Origin of the sequence: Prescottella soli (genome assembly GCF_040024445.1) — a bacterium.
GTDB lineage: Bacteria > Actinomycetota > Actinomycetes > Mycobacteriales > Mycobacteriaceae > Prescottella > Prescottella soli.
Map to the genome: position 1 here is coordinate 691658 of NZ_CP157276.1, position 21634 is coordinate 713291.

Sequence of the window (21634 nt, forward strand, 5' to 3'; positions counted from 1 at the left end):
TCGTGCAGGTTGCGATCGTGGGTCCGGACCGGCCGTTCCGGTTGCGAACGCATGTCACCGGTTACACGCGGGTGACCGGCCGCTCACACCCGCAGGTGGAGCCGAATGGCGCTGCGCCACTTTCCTGTAAGGATGGGTGCATGACGACGACGGGTTCCGGTCGGCCACGGCTGTCCATGCGCAAGCGCCCGGGCGCGACCGCACGCGAGGAGATCCTCGACGCCGCGGCCGAGCTGTTCACGACGCGCGGGTTCACCGGCACGTCCACGCGGATGATCGCCGACGCCGTCGGGATCCGGCAGGCGTCGATGTATCACCACTTCGCGACCAAGGACGACATTCTCGCGGCGCTGCTGCTCGGCACGGTCACGGCACCCGTCGAGTGCGCCGAGCGGCTGCGCGAAGCCTGCGACGACCCGATCGTCCGCGTCTACGCCCTCGCGCTGTTCGACGCCGGCCAACTCGCCGACTCCCGATGGAATCTCGGCGCCCTGTACCTGCTGCCCGAGGTGACGACCGAACGCTTCGCCGAGTTCCGCGCGCTGCGCGACCACCTCATGGCCCACTACCGCGCGTTCGCCCAGGACGCGCGGGACTCCATCGGGGGTACCGACTGCGGGCCCGGCACGACCGAGCTGCCGTTCCGGCTCGTCGAGGCCACGATCAGCGCCCGGTCGGACGCCACCGCGCACGGGACGACCTCCGCCCTCACCCGACACACCATCGCCGCGGCCGCCCTGCACGCACTCGGCTGGACCGGCCCCACCGATCCGGTCGCCACCCGCGCCACGGAGCTGCTCGACCGCGTTGCCGAGAGTTGTCCACAGCCCACCGAGTGACGTGCGTGCACCCCACCACCCGTCGGTTACAGTGTCTTCCGAAATCGGTCATCCGAATTCGACGACTGGGGGGTCATCTTGGACGGATTCTCTGCTGCGCCCGACGAGATTCGCGCGTACGGAAACGTCGCGGCGGGAGCTGCCGCGCACATCGCCACGACGGAGGGGCTGGACGTCGCCGCGAACGTCGCGGCGCTGACACCGGTTTTCGGCGTCATCGGCGCCGACTTCCTCGCGACCTACGCCGCGACACAGGCGACACACGCCGGATCGGTCGCCGCGCTGGCGAACGTCTTCGCCGGAACCGGATCGGTCGCCCACGCGATCGCCGCCGCGTACGACGCCGCGGACCAGGCCACCGGCGCGGTGCTGGGCTCCGCAGGAACCACTCTGGGGGAGAACGCATGACGACACCCGACGCGACTCCGCCGGGCCAGCCGACGGTGCTCGACCTGCTGCAGGCGTCACCCGCCGGACCGATCCTGGACATGCCGGTCCCCCGCACCCCGATGGAGGCGCTCGCGGCGTCGCCCCTCGGGCCGCTGCTGGACACCCCGTTCACCGACATCGCAGCGGGCGCACTGCCCCCGCTGCCGGCACTGCCGCCCCTGCCGGCGCTGCCGCCGCTTCCTCCACTGCCCGGGATCGATCAGCTGCTCCAGCCGTTGTCCGAACTGGCGGGCGGATTCGGCACCGGCACGATCGGCGGCTTCGACCCGACGGCGCTGCTGCAGCAGTCCTCGTCGATCATCGACACCGCACTGTCGATGGGCATTTCGGGACTGCGGGCCCTCGACGGAGCCTGGGACGGCCAGGCCGCCGTCGCCGCACAGACGCAGGGACAGCAGACGCAGGTCGCCGGGACGCAACTCAGCGAGCGCGGCAACGAGATCGCGGCGGTCACGCGTGAGGCGGCAGGCACGGTCTCCCGCGGCAACGCCGAACTCACCGCCGTCGCCGAGTCGTTCGTCGCGACAGCGGTCGCCGCGGGCCCCGTCGCCCTCACGCCTCCCGGTCAGACGATGCTCATCGCCGCCGCCGCCGACCATCTGCAACGGGCGCTGTCCGTCGTGGCGAAGACACGGGCCGAGCTGTCCGGTCACCAGGCCGCGATGGCGGCGCTGGGCACCGCCGTCCCGGTACCGCCCGCCCCGATCCCCGCACCCGGACTCACCACCGGGACCGGACCGTCCCCGATCGCGGTCGCGGCCTCACTGCTCGAGGCCGTCGGCAAGCCGCTGGTCGACTCGGTCGCGACGGACCTGCCCTCGCAGACCTACGCCGCCGCCGCGACATCCGCCACGATCGGCGACTTCGCGCCCCGCGGGGCGACGGGCCTAGCCGGACATGCAACCGGTGCGGCCGGTACCGCGATCCCGGCGTCGGTCGGCGGTGGTTTCGGCGGTGGCATCGGTGGCAGCTTCGCGGCGTCAGGTTCGGCCACGCGTGGGCCCTCGGCGGCCCAGCTGTCCACGGGGGCACCGGCGTCCACGGGCAGCGGCCAGTCGGCCGTGCCCACAGCAGGATCGGGAGCCGTGAGCACCCCGTCCAGCGGGATGGCCTCGCCCGGGATGATGTCGCAGGCTGCCCGGCCCGGCTACGACGACACCGTCGACCGCTCGGCTCCGGGCTACCTCGTGGGCGTCGCACCGAGCAACACTGTGGTCGGCGACCTGCCGCTCGTGGCACCCGCCGTGATCGGGGCCGTCGACCCGGACGATCTCGGCTTCGACGACCTGCGCTGATCGCCGTTCGGGCACTCGGCCTGATCGCGTCAGATCAGGCCGAGCCCCCGAACCGCGTCGCGTTCCTGTTCGAGTTCCGCCACCGACACATCGATGCGTGTTCGCGAGAACTCGTCGATGTCGAGGCCCTGGACGATGCGGAAGCCTCCGCCCGCGCAGGTTACGGGGAACGAACTGATCAACCCGTCCGGGACGCCGTACGAGCCGTCGGAGCACACCGCCATGGACACCCAGTCCCCGTCGGCGGTGCCGCGAACCCAGTCGCGCACGTGGTCGATGGCGGCGCTGGCAGCGCTGGCCGCGGACGACGACCCGCGGGCCGCGATGATCGCGGTCCCGCGCTGCTGCACGGTGGGAATGAAGTCGTTCTCGATCCACGTCCGGTCGGACACCGCGTCCTCGGCGGGCTTGTCCCCGACCAGCGCGTGGGACAGGTCCGGATACTGGGTTGCGGAGTGATTGCCCCAGATCGTCATGCGCCGGATGTCGGCGGCGGCCTCTCCGGTCCTGCGCGCGAGCTGGGCGATCGCCCGGTTGTGGTCGAGGCGGGTGAGTGCGGAGAAGCGGGTGCGTGGCACGTCCGGCGCGTTGTTCATCGCGATCAGCGCGTTGGTGTTGGCGGGATTGCCCACCACCAGAACCTTCACGTCGTCCGCAGCGCGGGCCTGGATCGCCCGCCCCTGCTCGGTGAAGATCGCCCCGTTCGCACTCAGCAGGTCCGAACGCTCCATGCCCTGGGTACGGGGCCGCGCTCCGACCAGGAGCGCGATCGTGGCGGCGTCGAATCCGACGAGCGGGTCGTCGGTGATCTCGATCCCGTCGAGCAAGGGGAACGCGCCGTCCTCGAGTTCCATCGCGACGCCCTCGGCGATCCGGACGGCCGCGGGAATCTCCAACAGCCGCAGCCGAACCCGGGTGTCGGGGCCGAGCATGTCGCCCGCCGCGATCCGAAACAGCAGACCGTAGGCGATCTGACCCGATGCCCCCGTGACGGTGACCGTGACCGGTGCACTACCGACAGCTGCAGTACTCATACCGCCTCCTCGCGTCGTAGTCGACGGCTTCCACGCTAGTCACGAATTGCACGGCGGGAGAAGGAGGTCGGTCACACACCACGACCGGCGCCCGACGTGTGATCGCTCACACCTGGACGAGTTTCGCGAGATCGCTCCGGTGACTGAGCGCCAGCTTCTCGCAGGCACGGTAGATATGCCCCTCGACCGTCCGCACCGACAGGACGAGACGACGGGCGATGTCCTTGTTCGACAGTCCCCGCCCCACCAGCACCGCCACCTCCCGCTCGCGGTCGGTGAGCGGGAGCGGGCGGGCGGCCTTCGCCAGTGCCGGCGTGGTCGCACCGTCGCAGCGCGACGACAGCCAGTGGGCCTTCGCCGCGGCGGCCAACTCGCCCCGCCGATCGTTCGACCGCGAGTACGCGGTCGCGGCCTGCGCGAACGTATCGGCCGCCGCGAGCAGCGCGCCCACCCGCTCGAACTCGGCTGCGAGCGCGTCGAGCGCCGGACCGTCCGCTTTCGCCAGTGCGCGCGCACGCGCGGTCGCCACCTTCGCGAACGGTCCGTCGACGAGGGCTTCGAGCGCCCCGAGGCGCTCGACGGTCGAGTAGTCACCGAACGTCGTGGCCACGTCGAGGGCGAGGGTCTCCACCGCGAACTGCCCCGACTGCGCGGCCAGCTCGGCGGCGTGCCGCGCCGCGTGGACCGCCGCGGACACCTCGCCGGCCGCACCGGCGACCCACGCGCGCGCGACGTCGACGAGCGGATCGAAGAAGGCGAGTTCGGGTCCCGAGTTCCGCTCGGCGATCACGAGCGCCGCCGCCGCATCCTCGGGCCGGCCCTGCGCCGCCCGCACCTGGCACAGGCTGACGGCGGCGAGCAGCATCCACTCCGACCGCGTCTTCCGGTCGAGCACCGCCAGGGCCTCGGTGAGGTGGGTGGCGGCGTCGTTCAGCTGGCCGGACGTCAGCTCCACGACGCCCGAGGCCACGTCGGCCAGGGCGGCACTGTTCGGCTGCCCGGCGGCGAGATCCCGATACCGGGCCGCGGTGTCCTGGGCCGCGGCCAGCTGCCCGACCAGGGTGAGCGCCTGCACCTCGAAGTAGCCGATGTGGAATCGCAGCAGTCCGTCTCCGTGCGAGATCGCCTCCCACGCGGACGACGCGAGCGCACCGACCTCGAAGCCACGCCCCGACACGGTGAGCGCGGCTACCCCGGCGAACACACCACTGGCCCGGGCCCACGGATGCGCCTCGGGCGCGGCCTCGACCTCGCGCGCCAGCGCGATGGCTTCGCCGAGGCGGCGGTCGTAGAGGTGCAGGACCGCGTCCAGCGCGACGACCGACACCCGCAGCATCGGATCGGTGATCCGACCCCGCTCACGCTCGAACAGCTCGACGGCCTCACGCGGACGGCCCGCCTCCAGATAGAGGCTGGCCACCCGGGTCAGCAGCCACCGCGCGACGTCGTACTCGCACAACTCGTCGGGATCGACCTCGGCGAACACCGACTCGGCCTCGTCACCCATCCCCTGCCACATCAGCGCCCGCCCCAACGCGAACGACGCGTCGAATCCGGCGCCGAGCCGCACCGCCGCGGTCGCCAGCCTGGCGCCCTGCTCGAGGCTGCACATCGCGATCGCGTCCTCGGCGCCGCGTACCAGCAGCTGGGGATCGGGCTCGACGCCCGACTCCATCGCGAGCTCCGCGATCCGCATCGACGTCACGACCCCCGGATCGGGCGACTCGCGGAGCACCTCGACGAGACGGCGCTTGATCCGCTGCGACGCGAGCACCCCGGCCCGGTCGCGGATCACCTCGCCGAACAGCGGATGCGCAAGTCGGACGACGTGCGAGTGCCCCACGTCGCGGACCCGCACCAGGTCCATCCGTTCGGCCTCCTCGATGGACCGGCGGCTCACCAGCTCACTGAGCACCTCGAGCTCGAGCGGCTCGCAGAACGCGAGGTAGTCGACGACATCGAGCGCGTCCTTCGGGGTGCGCGCGAATCGCGACTCGAGCAGCGACGCGAGTTCCGGGGAGATGGCCGGCTGTCCGCGCAACTGCCACACCCCACCCGACTTGCGGAGCGTGCCTCCGTCGAGCGCACCCTCCACCAGGTGCCGCAGGAAGAGCGGGTTGCCCTCCGATTCCTCCCAGATGGCGTCGGCGCTGAACCGCTCGACCGGGGCCCCCAGGACGGCGGAGAGCTCGTCGTCCATCTCCTCGCGGGTGAACGGGGGCACCACGAACGGCGTGAGCAGGCCGTCCTTCCAGAGCGCCTCGATCGCGGCCGGCACGGGGGCACCGCTGCGGACGGTCACGACCAGGCGGGCGTCGCGACCGACCGCCAACTGATGGACCAGACCCGCGGAGAACTCGTCGAGCAGGTGGGCGTCGTCGACGCCGACGATGCCCACCCCGCCGTCCGGGGCGAGCCCGTCCTCGGCGAGCACGTCACGGGCGGCGCGCAGCGCGACGACCGGGTCGCGCGACGTCGTGCGCGCGAGGTGTGGCGCGAAGGCCCCGAGGGGGATGTTCTGCGTGGACTCGGTGCCGACGATCCACCGGGCATCGCCAGTGAGCGAACCCACCAGTTCCCTGGCCATGGTCGTCTTGCCCACGCCCGCGGTACCGACCAGCACCACCCCGCACGACCTGCCGTCACGGAGCAGTTCCTCTGCGCCCCGAAACACAGTCTTGCGGTCCAGAACGGGCCAGAGACCGACCATGCTTCGAACGATAATCCTCTGCGGCGACAGTGCGAAGCGATCAGACAAACCCGCAACCGGGGAGTTACCGCCCGGTCGGTCCGAGTCAGCTCGAAAGCGATGCCACTTCCTGATCGGTGAGCGTCGTCTGCGGGACCCGGCCGGCGTCGCGGATCAACTCGACCGCCCGGTACAACGGGCGCTCTTCGAGCCCGGCACCGCGTGCCTCCGCTCGCAACTGCTCGATCAGGACGGACGCGGCCGCCACGGCGGGCACCAGCTCGCTCGCCGACAGCGCGTCCGCGAGCCTGCGCAGTCCCAGCACGTCGAGTTCGCGTCCCCCGCCGGCGGCGTAGAGCGCGAGTGGCACGGACTGGGCGGCGCGGGCGTCGCCGACGCGGATCGCGACCTGGCTGATCCGCGCCGACCGCACCACGAACTCGACCGTCGCCGCCTGCGCGACGTCCACCCGACGCCGACGCACACCGTTGGAGGAGTGAAGCGTGTTGCCCTCCAACCAGATTCGCCGCCGCGTTGCCAACAGCGCCGACACCGCGGTGGGCAGCCCGATCACCGCGCCGACGGCCAGCGCGATCAGCGGGTTCGCGAAGATCGCGACGATCCCGCCGACGACGACGCCGATGAGGATCGAGACCAGCGCGACGCGCCGCATGCGGGGCGCCAGCATCGACGCCGGGATCAGGTCGAGGGAGTGCTCCTCCCGACCGTTGCCCTCAGGCGCCGGCAAGAAGTGAACCTGTCTGCGCGACAACCTCTTCCAGTGAAACCGAGATCTGGTCGCCGGTGCTCAGGTTCTTGATGCCGATCGTGCCCGCCTCCAGGTCCTGGTCGCCCAGCACCAGCGCGAACCGCGCACCCGACCGGTCGGCGGCCTTCATCGAGCCCTTGATGCCGCGGTCGCCGTAGACCATGTCGACGCGGATGCCCGCCGTCCGCAGATCGTGCGCGATCTTCACCATCCGGGCCTTCGCGGCATCGCCGAGCGGCACGCCGAACACCTCGCAGCGCGCCGGCGTGGACGCCGACTTGCCCTCCGCCGCGAGCGCCAGGACCGTCCGGTCCACACCCAGACCGAAACCGATGCCGGACAGCGGCTGACCGCCCAGCTGGGCCATCAGGCCGTCGTAGCGTCCGCCGCCACCGATACCGGACTGGGCGCCCAGCCCGTCGTGGACGAACTCGAACGTCGTCTTGGTGTAGTAGTCGAGCCCCCGCACCATCCGCGGGTTGATCACATACGGGACGCCGAGCGCATCGAGGTGCGCGAGCACCTGGTCGAAGTGCGCCTTGGCGCTCTCGGAGAGGTGGTCGAGCATGAGCGGCGCGTCGGCCGTCATCTCCCGTACATCCTTGCGCTTGTCGTCGAGGACGCGCAACGGATTGATCTCGGCGCGGCGTCGCGTCTCCTCGTCCAGCGGCAACGCGAACAGGAACTCCTGCAAGCGCTCCCGGTACTGCGGGCGGCACGTGTCGTCGCCGAGCGAGGTGATCTCGAGTCGGAACCCGTCAAGCCCGAGATCGCGGAAGCCGGCGTCGGCGATCGCGATGACCTCGGCGTCGAGCGCCGGATCGTCCACACCGATCGCCTCGACACCCACCTGCTGCAGCTGCCGGTAGCGGCCTGCCTGGGGACGCTCGTAGCGGAAGAACGGGCCGGCGTAGCTGAGCTTCACCGGCAGCTGCCCGCGGTCGAGGCCGTGCTCGATCACCGCGCGCATCACGCCGGCGGTGCCCTCGGGACGCAGGGTCACCGAACGGTCACCGCGGTCGGCGAACGTGTACATCTCCTTCGAGACGACGTCGGTCGACTCGCCGACACCGCGCGCGAAAAGGCCGGTGTCCTCGAAGATCGGCAACTCGATGTGCCCGTAGCCCGCCAGCCGGGCCGCGCGGGTCAGCCCGTCGCGGACGGCGACGAACTCCGCGGACTGCGGCGGGACGTAGTCGGGAATGCCCTTGGGGGCCGAAAAGGTGCTGGCGCCTGACTTACTCACTGTGCTTACTTTTCCTTACTGGGAGGCGGTCAGTCCAACGAGAAACGGATTGGCGGCCCGTTCCTGGCCGATCGAGCTCGCACCGCCGTGGCCGGGCAGGATCGCGGTGGTGTCGTCGAGCACGAGCAACTTGCGGGCGATCGACTGGAGCAGCTGCTCGTGATCTCCGCCGGGCAAGTCGCTGCGGCCGATCGACCCCTGGAACAGCGTGTCGCCGGTCAGCGCCACCTGGAGCGGGCCGTCGTCGGTGCTGATCGTGGTCCGCAGGACCACCGAACCCTGCGTGTGGCCCGGGGTGTGGTCGACGACGAAGTCGATGCCCGCGACGGTGAACTCGTCGCTGTCGGCGAGTTCGATCACCTCGGCGGGCTCACGGAACTCGACACCGGCGATGAACTGGTTCATCGAGGGTCCGATCCCGCGCCCCGGATCGGTCAGCATGTACCGGTCGTCGGGATGGATGTACGCCGGGATCCCGTACCGCTCGCAGACCGGCGCCACCGACCACGTGTGGTCGAGGTGGCCGTGAGTGAGCAACACCGCCCGGGGCTCGAGGTCCGACTGCGTGAGGAACTGCACCAGCGGCTCGGTCGCGTCCTGCCCGGGATCGACGACGACACACTCCTTCGCGTCGTCCTGCGCGAGGATGTAGCAGTTGGTCTGGAACATCCCGGCCGGGAATCCGGTGACGAGCACGGTGTCAGCTCCTAGAGTTCGGGTCGATCACGACCGAAGACGAATCGAATACAGCCTAGGCGTTCGCTCCTCCAGGATCCTCTCAGGATTCGGTGGCAGACTCTGTGCCGCCGACGGACGGAGGCAGGTCCGCGCGACCGGCTGCGTAGAGTGCGGAAAATACCGAACACGACGTACGGGAGGACGACTGTAGTGCCGAGTAATCAGCAGCGCCGGGAGGCGGCGAAACGGAAGCTGGAACGCCAGCTCGAACGACGCGCCGCGCGCGACCGCAAGCGCAAGCAGATGACGATCGCCGGGTCGGTCGTCGGCGCGATCGTCGTCGTCGCGGTAGGGGCGGTCGTCGTGACGCTGTCGGGCAAGGACGACAACAACTCGACCGAGAACACCGCCGCCTCCGAGACACCGACCGCAGGCGCGCTGCCCGCCGGCCGCGCCGAGGCACTGCCGAATCTCGTCAACTGCAGCTACACCCCCACCGGCGACGCGGCCAAGCCCAACACGCCGCCCCGCGCCGAGGGCATCGACACCACCGTCAAGACCGTCAGCGCCAGCATCGAGACCACACAGGGCCCCATCGGGCTCACCCTCGACAACGCCGACTCCCCCTGCACGGTCAACAGCTTCGTCAGCCTCGCTCAGCAGGGCTACTTCGACAACACCACCTGCCACCGCCTCGTCACCGGACAGGGACTGCAGGTGCTCCAGTGCGGCGATCCGTCGGGAACCGGGGCCGGTGGACCCGGATACCAGTTCGCCAACGAGTTCCCCACCGACCAGTACGCGGCAGGCGACCCCAACGCCCAGATGCCGGTGACGTACCCCCGTGGCACCGTCGCGATGGCCAACGCCGGCCCCGACACCAACGGCAGCCAGTTCTTCCTCGTCTACGGCGACTCGACGCTGCCGCCGCAGTACACGGTGTTCGGCAAGATCGACGACACCGGACTCCAGACCATCGAGAAGGTCGCCGCCGCCGGCGACGACGGATCGATGTCCGCGGGCGGCGGCAAGCCGAACCTGCCCGTCGACATCACGAGCGTGAGGTTGGACTGATGAAGCGCACAGCACTCGCGGCCGCCGGGCTCGGCGCCGCCCTCCTCCTGACCGGCTGCTCCAACGACAGCGGCGGATCCTCCGAGTCGACGACCTCGTCGGGCACGTGGACCACCCCCGCGGCACCGACGGTCGACATGTCCAAGTACGGCGCCCTGCCCGCCGTCGCCGCCCCGGCCGCACCGACCGTCGACTGCAGCTACCCCGCCGCGGGCCAGGCCGCCAAGCCGGTCCAGGCCCCCAACGGGACCGGCGTGTCCACCGAGGGCACCGTCCCCGTCGCGATGACCACGAACGACGGCCCCATCGGGCTCACGCTCGACCGCACCAAGGCGCCCTGCACCGTCAACAGCTTCGTCAGCCTCGCGCAGCAGGGCTATTTCGACAACACCCCGTGCCACCGCATCTCCACCTCCCCGGGGCTCGAGATGCTGCAGTGCGGCGATCCCTCCGGCAGGGGCACCGGCGGACCGGGCTACCAGTACGCGAACGAGTACCCCACGAACGCCTACGCGCCGTCCGACCCGGCGCTGCGCAAGCCGGTGGTGTACCCCCGCGGCACCGTCGCGATGGCGAACGCCGGCGCCGACACCAACGGCGGCCAGTTCTTCCTCGTCTTCGCCGACTCCGTCCTCGCGCCGAACTACACCGTCTTCGGCACGATCTCCGAGGAAGGCCTCACCACCCTCGAGAAGATCGCCTCCGCCGGCGTCGAGGGCTCCACCGCCCCCGGCGACGGCGCACCGACCAATCCGGTGACCATCGAGGCCGCCAAGGTCGGCTGACACCACAGACCGAAAGCTGAAGGGTCCCTTCACGCGCTGACAGCGCGTGAAGGGACCCTTCAGCTGATTCGGGGGCGCTACGCCGCTGACGTGACGCGGTAGACGTCGTAGACGCCCTCCACGTTGCGCACCACGTTGAGCACATGACCCAGATGCTTGGGGTCGCCCATCTCGAAGGTGAACTTGCTGACCGCCACCCGGTCGCCCGACGTCGTGACCGACGCCGACAGGATGTTCACCTTCTCGTCGGCGAGCGCCTTGGTCACGTCCGACAGCAGACGGTGCCGGTCGAGCGCCTCGATCTGGATGGCCACCAGGAACACCGACGACGGCGACGGCGCCCACTGCACGTCGATGATCCGTTCCGACTGCTCGCGAAGCGAACTCGCGTTGGTGCAGTCCGTCCGGTGCACGCTCACGGCGCCGCCCCGCGTCACGAAACCCATGATCTCGTCACCCGGAACCGGGGTGCAGCACTTCGCGAGCTTGGCGACCGTCCCCGGCGCACCGGGCACCAGGACACCGACGTCGCCGGTCCGGGGCCGGTTCGTCGGAATGGTCGACGGCGTCGACCGCTCGGCCAGCTCCTCCTCGACGGCACCCACGCCACCGAGATGCGCGACGAGCCGCTGCACCACGTGCTGGGCGGACACGTTGTGCTCGCCCACCGCCGTGTACAGCGCGGAGACGTCGGTGTACCGCAACTCGTGCGCGATCGCCGCCATCGACTCGGCATTCATCAAGCGCTGCAACGGAAGTCCGCCGCGGCGAACCTCCTTCGCGATGGCGTCCTTGCCGGCCTCGAGAGCCTCCTCGCGCCGCTCCTTGGCGAACCACTGCCGGATCTTCGCCTTGGCCCGCGGCGACACCACGAACGACTGCCAGTCCCGGCTCGGCCCGGCATTGGCCGCCTTGGAGGTGAAGACCTCCACGACCTCACCGTTCTCGAGCGTGCGCTCCAAGGCCACCAGACGGCCGTTGACCCGCGCACCGATACAACGGTGCCCCACCTCGGTGTGGACCGCATACGCGAAGTCGACCGGCGTCGACCCCGACGGCAGCGTGATCACGTCGCCCTTCGGCGTGAAGACGAAGATCTCCTTGACCGCCAGGTCGTAGCGCAGCGACTCGAGGAACTCCCCCGGGTCCGCGGCCTCACGCTGCCAGTCGAGCAGCTGGCGCATCCACGCCATGTCGTCGACCTCGGCCACGTCGCTGGAGTGCCGCCCCTTGGTCTCCTTGTACCGCCAATGCGCGGCGATGCCGAACTCCGCGGTGCGGTGCATGTCGCGGGTGCGAATCTGCACCTCGAGCGGCTTGCCCTCGGGGCCGATCACCGTGGTGTGCAGCGACTGGTAGACGCCGTATCGCGGCTGCGCGATGTAGTCCTTGAACCGGCCGGCCATCGGCTGCCACAGCGAGTGCACGACGCCGACCGCTGCGTAGCAGTCACGGATCTCGTCGCACAGGATCCGCACACCCACCAGGTCGTGGATGTCGTCGAAGTCGCGGCCCTTGACGATCATCTTCTGGTAGATCGACCAGTAGTGCTTGGGGCGACCCTCGACGGTCGCGTTGATCCGCGAGGCCGAGAGCGTCGCGTTGATCTCCGCGCGCACCTTCGCCAGGTACGTGTCGCGCGACGGCGCCCGGTCGGCCACCAGCCGCACGATCTCCTCGTACTTCTTGGGGTGCAGGATCGCGAACGCGAGGTCCTCGAGCTCCCACTTGACCGTCGCCATGCCGAGCCGATGCGCAAGCGGCGCAATCACTTCCAGCGTCTCGCGCGCCTTGCGGGCCTGCTTCTCGGGCGGCAGGAACCGCATCGTCCGCATGTTGTGCAGACGATCGGCGACCTTGATGACCAGCACACGCGGGTCGCGGGCCATCGCGATGATCATCTTGCGGATCGTCTCGCCCTCGGCGGCCGATCCCAGCACCACCTTGTCCAGCTTGGTGACGCCGTCGACGAGATGCGCCACCTCCTCGCCGAACTCGGCGGTCAGCTCCTCGAGCGAGTAGCCCGTGTCCTCGACGGTGTCGTGTAGCAGCGCGGCCACCAGAGTCGTGGTGTCCATCCCCAACTCGGCGAGGATGTTCGCCACCGCGAGCGGGTGGGTGATGTACGGATCGCCGGACTTGCGGAACTGCGTCGCATGCCGGCGCTCGGCGACGTCGTAGGCGCGCTGCAGCAGCGAGAAGTCCGCCTTCGGGTACAGCTCCCGATGCACCGTGACCAGCGGCTCGAGCACCGGCCGGATCGGCGCGTTCCGCTGACCGGTGATGCGGCGCGCCAGCCTCGCCCGTACCCGGCGCGACGCGGACGTCGGCACCGGCGCGGTCTTGTCGGCAGGGGGCGTCGCACCTGTGTCCTTCGCACCTGTGTTCTGGGACCGATCAAGATGCTGGGTCATGCCGTCACCTCCTGCCACCGCGCTGCGGGCGGCCCCTCGGGACCCGGCGGCGCTGCTACACCACCAGGCACAACTGTAGTCCTCAGACCCTGACGAGCGACGTCAGCGGGTACCGCTCGAACCGCTCCCGACCACCCAACGCCTCGATCTCGAGGACGACGGCCACGCCGACGACCTCCGCACCGGCGCGGGACAGCAGTTCGGCCGCGGCAAGCAGGGTTCCGCCGGTCGCGAGGACGTCGTCGATCACGAACACCCGGCGACCCGTCAGGTCGGGCGCGTCGCACGGGATCTCCAGCGTCGCTGCGCCGTACTCGAGCGAGTAGCTCTCCGAATGCACCGGCGGAGGGAGCTTGCCCGCCTTGCGCACCGCGAGGACACCGCACCCCAGCTCCATCGCGACGCCGCCGCCGAGCAGGAAGCCGCGGGCGTCCACACCGGCGACGAGGTCGGCACCGGCGCCGGCCGCCGCCAGCCCCTCGATCACCGCGCGATATCCCGAGCCGTCCGCGAACACCGGCGTGAGGTCCGCGAACCGAACGCCCGGCGTCGGGAAGTCGTCGCACCACCGGGTGAGCCGCGACACCGCCGACCCGGCCCGGTCCAGCGCATCGGCGAGATCGGGGGTCACGTCTTCGGGGGCATCCATCGCAGAAATCACCTCAGAAGTATCCACCTGTCCATGTTCCAGCCCGCACCGGACCTCGTCGGATTCGGTACCACCGCGTGCATTCCGTTCGAATGCGCGGTGGTCCGGGGCTGATCGAACAGCGGAATCGTCGGCATCTCGTTCCACAGGATCGCCTCGGCCTCACCCGACAGCGACATGCGCGCGGAGAGCGACCCGTCGACCGCGAGCTGGTCGACGACCTGATCGAACCGCCGATTCGCGAACCCTCCGAAGTTGTCGCCGTTGCCGGACCGCAGCGCGAACGCGGCGTCGGTCGGCACGCTCGTGCCGGCCGCGCCGGCCGCCGACGCCGTCCCCGCGAGGACCGCGTCGACCTGACCCGCCCCGAGGGCGCTCGGGTAGAAGTCCGGCGAACCGGCATCCTCGACGGTGATCCCCGCACCCGCACACGACGCCGCGATCTGCTCGACCGTCTGCGCGCGCCGCTCGTCGGGGCCGAGGTATCCGATCCGCACGGTCAGGTGCGACTGCCCGGCCGCCTCCCGCGCCGCCTTCGCTCCCGGGATGTCGGGATCGGTGTACAGGCCGCCCTCGGCCGCGACCGCGGACCGGTAGAACAGCGTGTCCGGAGCGGTGACACGGGAGTCGACGACACCCGAACCAGGCGCCCCGGCCCCGTCGACGCCCGGATGACCGAACTTGTCGAAGAGCTGCTGCCTGGGCAGGCACAACGCGAACGCACGCCGCGCGTCGGCGGAGCCGAACACGCCGTGGTTCGCGAGCACCAACTGCTCGACGCTGCGCGAGGGTTCGGTCACCACCTCGAAGCCGCTGCCGAGGTCCAGCCCCGGAATCGACCCCGAGCCGATGTCGACGACCTCGACGTCACCGTCGCCGATGTGCGACTGCACGTCCGACCCCTTGGGCCACACCACGATTCGGGACGTCGCGGGCTTGGTGCCCCACCAGCGCTCGTTCTCGACGAGCACCAGGCCGCCGTCCTCGGTGTACGAATCGATCTTGTACGGCCCCGACGACGGCAACTTGGTCACGTCCAGCTCGCCCGGGACGAGCCGCCACCCGGTGTTCCAGAACTCCGCGATGCGGCGCACCGCGTCGGTATCACCCGACCGGATCGCACCGACCAGGTCCGGCACCCCCGCCGCCTGCGCGGCCACGTGCGCGGGCATCAGCTCCGTCGCCCCGAACAGCGACCGCCAGTCGAGGAAGGACCGACCGGGCTTGAACACCACCGTCGCTTCCTTCGAGCCCGGGACGCAGTCGACCCGATCGATGTCCGCGTAGCCCGCGCGTGTCGCGGCGTCGAACATCGGGGCGTGCCCCTCCTCCGCCGAGCGGGTGAACCGCCCGCTGCCGGCCGCCCACGCGAGCACGAGGTCGTCGCACGCGATCGGCACGCCGTCCGAATACACCGCGGCCGGGTTGATCCGGTACTGCACGGCGAGCGCGTCGCCCGGCAGGACACTGGCGGTCGCGAAGTCGGTGTCCGCCACCGGGCCGCCGGACGGCCCGATGTAGTTCGTCCCGGTGAGCACTCGGCCGAAGGCCGCGACCGCACCGGTCGCGGATCCCTCCACGGTGTTGCCGTTGTACGTCGTGATGACGTTGTCGATCGCGTACCCGAGGGACGGGACCTGGTCCGCAGGCTCTCCGCACGCGGTGGCGGTCGCCCCGACCGCCACCGCGGCGGTCAGGGCACCGATGACCCTGACCACCCGACGACGAGATCCGCGGGGGGTGTTGGTACCCGGCATGTCAGTGCCTCTTCTTGTTGCGCTTCCCCGTCGGCTGTGCCCCCGGTCGCGGTGCCGTGCCCACAGTGGAGCGCACACGCGGCTCCGGGCGCTCGGCCACCGGCTTGCCGCCAGACGCGGCCGCCGCACGCTTGGCGTGCACCTTCTTGGTGTGCGCGGCCACCGGCCCCCACCGCTCCTTGATCGACACCAGCAGTGGCGTCGCGTAGAAGATCGACGAGTAGGCGCCGACGATGATGCCGACGAGCTGGACCAGCGCGAGGTCCTTGAGGGTGCCGACGCCGAGCAGCCAGACCGCGACCACGATCAGACCCAGCACCGGCAGGATCGAGATGACGGTCGTGTTGATCGACCGCATGAGGGTCTGGTTCACCGCCAGGTTCGCCTGCTCGGCGTACGTGCGCCGGTTCAGGTGCAGAACGCCGCGGGTGTTCTCCTCGACCTTGTCGTACACGACGACGGTGTCGTACAGCGAGAAGCCGAGGATGGTCAGCAGGCCGATCACCGTCGCCGGTGTCACCTCGAAGCCGACCATCGAGTAGACACCGGCCGTCACGATCATGTCGAAGAACAGTGAGATGATCGCCGCGATCGCCATGTCGCGTTCGAACCGGATCGCGATGTAGATGCTGACGATGACCAGGAAGACCACCAGCGCGATGAGCGCCTTCTTGGTGATCTGCCCGCCCCACGTCTCACTGACGTCGGCGACACTGATCGCGTTCTTCGACGGATTGCCGTTGCTGTCCTCGGGGTGGAACTGGTCGTACAGCGCGTTCTGCAGCGTGGCGACCTGGGCGGTGTCGAGCGCCTCGGAACGAATCTCGACCGACGAGCTGGAGCCGGAGCCGACGGTCTGGACCGACACCGGTTCCATGCCGAGCGCGTCCGAGTACGCCGCCTCGACCTGCTGGGTGGTCACGCCCTCCGGCGTCGGGAACTGGATGCGGGTGCCGCCCTCGAACTCGATGCCGAGCGTGAACCCGCGGAAAACCATGCTCAGCAGCGACAGCGCGACGATCGTGCCGGTCAGCCAGTAGTAGAACTTGCGGCGACCGACGACCTCGAAGCCGCCGGTGCCGGTGTACAGCCGCTGCAGCCAACTGTGGTGCGGCAGCAGGGCCTGGTCGACGCCGGCGTCGCTCAGGGCCGCGTCCTGCTTGGTCGCGGAGGTGTTCGACTCGGTCATGCTCATGCCTCCATGTCGGACGTTGCCTGCGATGCCGGGGCCGCAGCCGCCGCCATCTTGCGCTCCCGCGCGACCTGCTGGACGGCGCCGAGACCGTTGACGCTCGGCTTCGACCAGAAGCGGGACTTGGACGCCAGGTACACCAGCGGCCACGTCACCAGGAACACCACGACCACGTCGAGGATCGTGGTCAGACCCAGGGTGAACGCGAAGCCACGGACCTGACCGATCGCCAGCACGTACAGCACGGCGGCGGCGATGAAGCTGACCGCGTTGCCGGACAGGATCGTGCGGCGGGCACGGGCCCAGCCGCGCGGCACCGCCGAGCGGAAGCTGCGGCCCTCACGCATCTCGTCCTTGATGCGTTCGAAGAACACGACGAACGAGTCGGCGGTCATGCCGATGCCGATGATCAGACCGGCGATGCCGGCGAGGTCGAGCGTGAAGCCGATGTAGCGGCCCAGGAGCACCAGGACGGCGTACACCATCACACCGGACAGGATCAGCGACAGCGCGGTGAGCAGTCCGAGCATGCGGTAGTAGATCAGGCAGTAGATCAGCACCAGCACGAGGCCGACGGCACCGGCGATGAGGCCGGCCTGGAGCGACGCGAGGCCCAGGGTCGCCGAGACGGTCTCGGCCTCCGACGCCGAGAACGACAGCGGCAGCGAACCGTACTTGAGCGTGTTCGCCAGCTCCTTGGCCTGACTCTGATTGAACTGGCCGGTGATCGACGTGGAGCTGCCGACCGGGGTGGCTCCCTGGACAACGGGGGCGCTCACGACCTTCGAGTCGAGGGTGAAGGCCGCCTGCTTGCCGATGTTCGACGACGTGAACTGCGCCCACGTCGAGCTGCCGTCGGACTTGAAGCTCAGGCTCACCTCGTAGCGCGACTGCTGGGCGTTGAAGCCGGACGACGCGTCGGCGATCTCCTGGCCGTCGATGATGCTCGGCGCGAGCACGTAGACGGCGGTGCCGTCGGTCGAGCAGGCGACGAGCGGCAGGTTCGGGTCGTCGTTGCCCTGCAGCGGATCCGGAGCCGAGCAGTCGAGCGTCGCCATCGCCTGCTGCTGGACGGCGGGGTCCTGGCTCTGCCGGGTCTCCTTGGCCTTCGCGATCTCGGCGGCCGCGGCCTCCGGCGAGCCGGGCGTGGGCGCCTCCGAAGAAGGAGTAGCGGGCGCGCCAGGCGCAGTCGGGGCGGGAGCGGGCTCCGTGGTTCCCGGGGGGTTCTGCGCCGGGAACGGGCGCTCCTGCGGTGCCGGTGTCAGCTCGGGTGCCGCCGGCGCCGGGTTCTGCGTCGCGGGGGCCTCGACGGGCGCGGGCTGCGTTCCCGGCGCGGCCGCCGCCTGCGAACCGATGACCGGCCTGATGTACAGGCGTGCCGTCTGGCCGAGCGAACGAGCCTGGGAGCTGTCGTCGCCGGGAACCGTGATCACAAGATTGTCACCGTCGATGACGACCTCCGAGCCCGACACACCGAGCCCGTTGACGCGGGTCTCGATGATCTGCTGGGCCTGGCGCAGGCTGTCCTGGCTGGGCGTGCTGCCGTCCGGCGTGCGCGCGGTGAGGGTGACGCGTGTCCCACCTTGCAGGTCGATCCCCAGTTCGGGGGTCGCGGACTTGTCTCCGGTGAAGAAGACCAACGCATACAGAACCGCCACGATCACCGCGAAAGCGGTGAGCGAGCGCACTGGATGCACCGATCCTGTCGAAGGTGCCACGGTCTGTCTGTCTCCTCGATACGTGCGGTTCAGGTGAGTGACGCGATGAGTGGCAGATCGTCACTGCCGCTCGGACGAGCGAGGCGCGCGCACGCCCTCGTCGGCAGGTGTTCGAACCTGCCGACGAGGGCGGCTACCGCACTACTCGCCGTTCAGACGCCGCTGGGTTTCGTCCGGAGTCTCGTCGGTGTGATCGACCACGTCGTCGGTCGCGTCGTCCTCGACAATTCGCTCACGGACGACCATGCGGGACCACGTCGTGACGACGCCGGGCGCGATCTCGAGATCGATGGTTCCGTCGTCGAGGCCGGCGACGGTCGCATGCAGGCCGGCCGTCGTCATCACGCGGTCACCGATCTGCAGGGCGTCCTGGAGATCGGACGTCTTCTGCATCTCCTTCTTCTGGCGCCGGATGCCGAGGAACATCGGCACCAGCAGAGCAAGGATGAGAAGCGGAAAGAGCAATTCCATCGGGAAGTCAGTCCTCGGTTTCGTCACATAGGGGTGTTGCACAGAGCTACGCGCACGGAGCCAGGTCGGTGCCGCGCCCCTCCCAGTGTGCCATCACCAGGTCGATCGAACGGGAATTCGTCACTGATCGCATTCTGCTCATATCGAACACGGCGCTCGGCTCGGCGAGTAATCGACGCGAACATCCGATCGGTTCGTGGTCGGCGTCAGGCCTCGCCGGCCGCCGACGTCCCCTCGTCGAAGAGGTCCAGTTGCGGTTCGCGGGCACGAACCTCGATCCCGCCGATCGCGGCATCGGGCGGCGGAGTCAGTCCCAGCTGCGTCCACGCCGCCGCGGTCGCGACCCGGCCGCGTGGCGTCCGCGCGATCATGCCGGCACGGACGAGGAAAGGCTCGCACACCTCCTCGACGGTGCTCGGTTCCTCCCCCACTGCGACCGCGAGCGTCGACACACCGACCGGTCCGCCACCGAAACTGCGCACCAGGGCACTGAGCACCGCCCGATCCAGACGGTCCAGCCCCAACGGGTCGACGTCGTAGACCGCGAGGGCCGCCTTCGCGACGTCGCGGGTGACGACACCGTCCGCGCGGACCTCGGCGAAGTCCCGGACGCGCCGCAGCAGTCGATTCGCGATACGCGGCGTGCCCCGCGACCGGCCGGCGATCTCCACGCTCGCCTCCTCGCCGAGGTCGACGCCGAGGATGCCGGCCGAGCGCAGCAGGATTCGCTGCAGTTCGTGCGGTTCGTAGAAATCCATGTGGGCGGTGAACCCGAACCGGTCGCGCAACGGACCGGTGAGGGAGCCCGACCGTGTCGTGGCGCCCACCAGGGTGAACGGCGCGATGTCGAGCGGAATCGACGTCGCCCCCGGGCCCTTGCCGACGACGACGTCGACGCGGAAGTCCTCCATCGCGAGGTACAGCATCTCCTCGGCCGGTCGGGCCATCCGGTGGATCTCGTCGATGAACAGCACGTCGCCCTCGACGAGGTTGCTGAGCATCGCCGCGAGATCGCCGGCCCGCTCGAGTGCCGGACCGGACGTGAGCCGCAGCGACGTCCCCAGTTCCGTCGCGATGATCATCGCCATGCTCGTCTTGCCGAGTCCCGGTGGCCCGGACAGCAGGATGTGATCGGGGGTGCCGCCGCGCATCTTCGCACCCGCGAGCACCAACTGGAGCTGCTCGAGCACACGCGGCTGACCGATGAAGTCGTCGAGGCTCTTGGGCCGCAGACTCGCCTCGATCTCGCCGTCCGACGGGACGAAGTCGGCGGTCACCGCGGACTCGTCGTCGGCAAGGTCGAGGCCGTCGGGGCCGGCCGCGTCGCTCACCGCGTCTTACCCAACAGCGCGAGCGCCGACCGCAGGACCTTCGACGTCGCGGCATCGGGCTCGGCGGCGAGAACGGTGTCGGTGGCCTTCTCCGCCTGATCGAGCCGGAAGCCGAGCCCGGTCAGCGCCTCGACCACCTGGTCCCGGACGGCGCCCGAGGCTCCCGGCACGACGCCGGGCCCGTCACCGGTGGCCGGGACGGCCTCCACCTTGTCGCGCAGTTCGACGACCAGGCGTTCCGCGCCGCGCTTGCCGATCCCCGGCACCCGGGTCAGGGCGGTGACGTTGCCCTCCGCGAGCGCCTTGCGCAGCGCCTCCGGCTCGAGGACCGCAAGGATTGCCATCGCCAGGCGCGGGCCGACACCGGACACGGTCTGCAGGAGCCCGAACAGGTCGCGGGATTCGGCGTCGGCGAATCCGTACAGCGTCATCGAGTCCTCACGGACGATCATCGCCGTCAGCAGTCGCGACTCGTCGCCGCGGCGGAGCGTCGCCAGCGTCGCCGGGGTCGCGTTGAGTCGGTACCCGACGCCGGCGGCCTCGATCACCACGTGGTCCAGCCCGATCTCGAGGACCTCACCCCGCACCGAAGCGATCACCGTTTCCCTGCCTTCCCGGCCGCAATCTCCTTGAGCCGCATCTCATACCGCCGCTTCTGTTCCGCCGCCGCGGCCTCGGCGGCAGCCATCCGATCGAGCATCGGCGCGCGCCAACAATGGCAGATCGCGAGGGCGAGCGCGTCGGCCGCATCGGCGGGCTTGGGTGGGGTGTCGAGTCCGAGGATCCGGGTCACCATCGCGGTGACCTGCTTCTTGTCGGCGGTGCCGCTGCCGGTGACCGCGGCCTTCACCTGGCTCGGCGTGTGGAAGCACACAGGAATGCCGCGCTTGGCCGCGGCCAACGCCACGACCCCACCAGCCTGTGCGGTGCCCATCGCGGTGCGCACGTTGTGCTGCGAGAACACCCGCTCGACCGCGACGACGGTGGGCCGGTAGCGGTCGAGCCACTCGTCGGCCGCGTCCGAGATCCCCAGGAGGCGGGTCGCCAGTTCCATGTCCGGCGGGGTGCGCACGACGTCGACCGCCACCGGCTTCACCTCGCGTCCGCGTCCGGCGTCGACGACACCGAAGCCGCACCGCGTCAGACCGGGGTCGACACCCAGAACACGCACGCGCCCACCTCTCGCACCACATCCGAACAGCTGTTCGAGCATAGCGGCAGGCGGGCGCGCGGTCGTGCACCA

Annotated in this window: 19 protein-coding genes; 5 read left to right on the forward strand and 14 right to left on the reverse strand. The window is 70.1% G+C overall.

The annotated features are described in order from the left end of the window. The first annotated feature begins 140 nt into the window (after window positions 1-140). The 3 genes from ABI214_RS03215 to ABI214_RS03225 all read left to right on the forward strand — a co-directional run bounded on the left by ABI214_RS03215 (window position 141) and on the right by ABI214_RS03225 (window position 2584). Complete coding sequence (locus ABI214_RS03215) at window positions 141-839, forward strand: TetR/AcrR family transcriptional regulator (RefSeq protein ID WP_348606074.1); 699 nt, start codon at window positions 141-143, stop codon at window positions 837-839. Window positions 840-917: 78 nt separating this feature from the next. Further along, window positions 918-1247, forward strand: coding sequence for a type VII secretion target (locus ABI214_RS03220; RefSeq protein ID WP_348606076.1), 330 nt, complete (start codon window positions 918-920; stop codon window positions 1245-1247). Next, window positions 1244-2584, forward strand: coding sequence for a hypothetical protein (locus ABI214_RS03225; RefSeq protein WP_348606079.1), 1341 nt, complete (start codon window positions 1244-1246; stop codon window positions 2582-2584). The genes ABI214_RS03220 and ABI214_RS03225 overlap by 4 nt, the downstream gene beginning before the upstream one ends. Window positions 2585-2613: 29 nt before the next feature. On the opposite strand, the gene ABI214_RS03230 is transcribed toward ABI214_RS03225, so the two are convergent. The 5 genes from ABI214_RS03230 to ABI214_RS03250 all read right to left on the reverse strand — a co-directional run bounded on the left by ABI214_RS03230 (window position 2614) and on the right by ABI214_RS03250 (window position 9018). Next, window positions 2614-3618, reverse strand: a complete 1005-nt coding sequence (locus tag ABI214_RS03230) for a malate dehydrogenase (RefSeq protein ID WP_348606081.1) — start codon at window positions 3616-3618, stop codon at window positions 2614-2616. A gap of 106 nt (window positions 3619-3724) precedes the next feature. Then, complete coding sequence (locus tag ABI214_RS03235) at window positions 3725-6328, reverse strand: helix-turn-helix transcriptional regulator (protein WP_348606083.1); 2604 nt, start codon at window positions 6326-6328, stop codon at window positions 3725-3727. An 85-nt stretch (window positions 6329-6413) separates the two neighbouring features. Continuing rightward, entirely contained in the window at window positions 6414-6995 is a 582-nt protein-coding gene (locus ABI214_RS03240) for a hypothetical protein (protein WP_348611229.1), read from the reverse strand. Window positions 6996-7041: 46 nt separating this feature from the next. Further along, a complete protein-coding gene (hisS, locus tag ABI214_RS03245) occupies window positions 7042-8322 on the reverse strand; it encodes a histidine--tRNA ligase (RefSeq protein ID WP_348606085.1) in 1281 nt (426 codons plus the stop codon). A gap of 15 nt (window positions 8323-8337) precedes the next feature. Next, the gene (locus tag ABI214_RS03250) at window positions 8338-9018 is read right to left on the reverse strand and encodes an MBL fold metallo-hydrolase (RefSeq protein WP_348606087.1); all 681 of its coding nucleotides are present in this window, start codon (window positions 9016-9018) and stop codon (window positions 8338-8340) included. Between the two features lie 192 nt (window positions 9019-9210). Between ABI214_RS03250 and ABI214_RS03255 the strand changes: the two genes are divergently transcribed. Together ABI214_RS03255 and ABI214_RS03260 are read left to right on the forward strand one after the other, a co-directional pair. After that, window positions 9211-10074 (forward strand): peptidylprolyl isomerase, encoded by an 864-nt coding sequence (locus tag ABI214_RS03255; RefSeq protein ID WP_348606089.1) that lies wholly within the window; start codon window positions 9211-9213, stop codon window positions 10072-10074. Further along, a complete protein-coding gene (locus ABI214_RS03260; RefSeq protein WP_348606091.1) occupies window positions 10074-10859 on the forward strand; it encodes a peptidylprolyl isomerase in 786 nt (261 codons plus the stop codon). Before ABI214_RS03255 ends, ABI214_RS03260 begins: the two co-directional genes overlap by 1 nt. A 77-nt stretch (window positions 10860-10936) precedes the next feature. Here the strand turns inward: ABI214_RS03260 and ABI214_RS03265 are convergent, their stop codons facing one another. The 9 genes from ABI214_RS03265 to ruvC all read right to left on the reverse strand — a co-directional run bounded on the left by ABI214_RS03265 (window position 10937) and on the right by ruvC (window position 21562). Then, entirely contained in the window at window positions 10937-13273 is a 2337-nt protein-coding gene (locus tag ABI214_RS03265) for a RelA/SpoT family protein (RefSeq protein WP_348606093.1), read from the reverse strand. A gap of 82 nt (window positions 13274-13355) precedes the next feature. After that, window positions 13356-13922 (reverse strand): adenine phosphoribosyltransferase, encoded by a 567-nt coding sequence (locus ABI214_RS03270; protein WP_348606094.1) that lies wholly within the window; start codon window positions 13920-13922, stop codon window positions 13356-13358. Between the two features lie 8 nt (window positions 13923-13930). Continuing rightward, a complete protein-coding gene (locus ABI214_RS03275; protein ID WP_348606095.1) occupies window positions 13931-15679 on the reverse strand; it encodes an ABC transporter substrate-binding protein in 1749 nt (582 codons plus the stop codon). Window position 15680: 1 nt separating this feature from the next. Continuing rightward, a complete protein-coding gene (gene secF, locus ABI214_RS03280) occupies window positions 15681-16868 on the reverse strand; it encodes a protein translocase subunit SecF (RefSeq protein WP_348606096.1) in 1188 nt (395 codons plus the stop codon). Between the two features lie 2 nt (window positions 16869-16870). Then, on the reverse strand, window positions 16871-18589 hold the full coding sequence (gene secD / locus ABI214_RS03285; RefSeq protein ID WP_348606098.1) for a protein translocase subunit SecD: 1719 nt from the start codon (window positions 18587-18589) through the stop codon (window positions 16871-16873). Window positions 18590-18730: 141 nt separating this feature from the next. Continuing rightward, entirely contained in the window at window positions 18731-19060 is a 330-nt protein-coding gene (gene yajC / locus ABI214_RS03290) for a preprotein translocase subunit YajC (protein ID WP_348606100.1), read from the reverse strand. Between the two features lie 206 nt (window positions 19061-19266). Continuing rightward, window positions 19267-20391: a Holliday junction branch migration DNA helicase RuvB gene (gene ruvB / locus ABI214_RS03295; protein ID WP_348606104.1), complete on the reverse strand. Its 1125-nt coding sequence runs from the start codon at window positions 20389-20391 to the stop codon at window positions 19267-19269. After that, window positions 20388-20990, reverse strand: a complete 603-nt coding sequence (gene ruvA, locus ABI214_RS03300; protein WP_348606108.1) for a Holliday junction branch migration protein RuvA — start codon at window positions 20988-20990, stop codon at window positions 20388-20390. Before ruvA ends, ruvB begins: the two co-directional genes overlap by 4 nt. Continuing rightward, a complete protein-coding gene (gene ruvC, locus ABI214_RS03305; protein ID WP_348606111.1) occupies window positions 20987-21562 on the reverse strand; it encodes a crossover junction endodeoxyribonuclease RuvC in 576 nt (191 codons plus the stop codon). Before ruvC ends, ruvA begins: the two co-directional genes overlap by 4 nt. Window positions 21563-21634 lie beyond the last annotated feature (72 nt).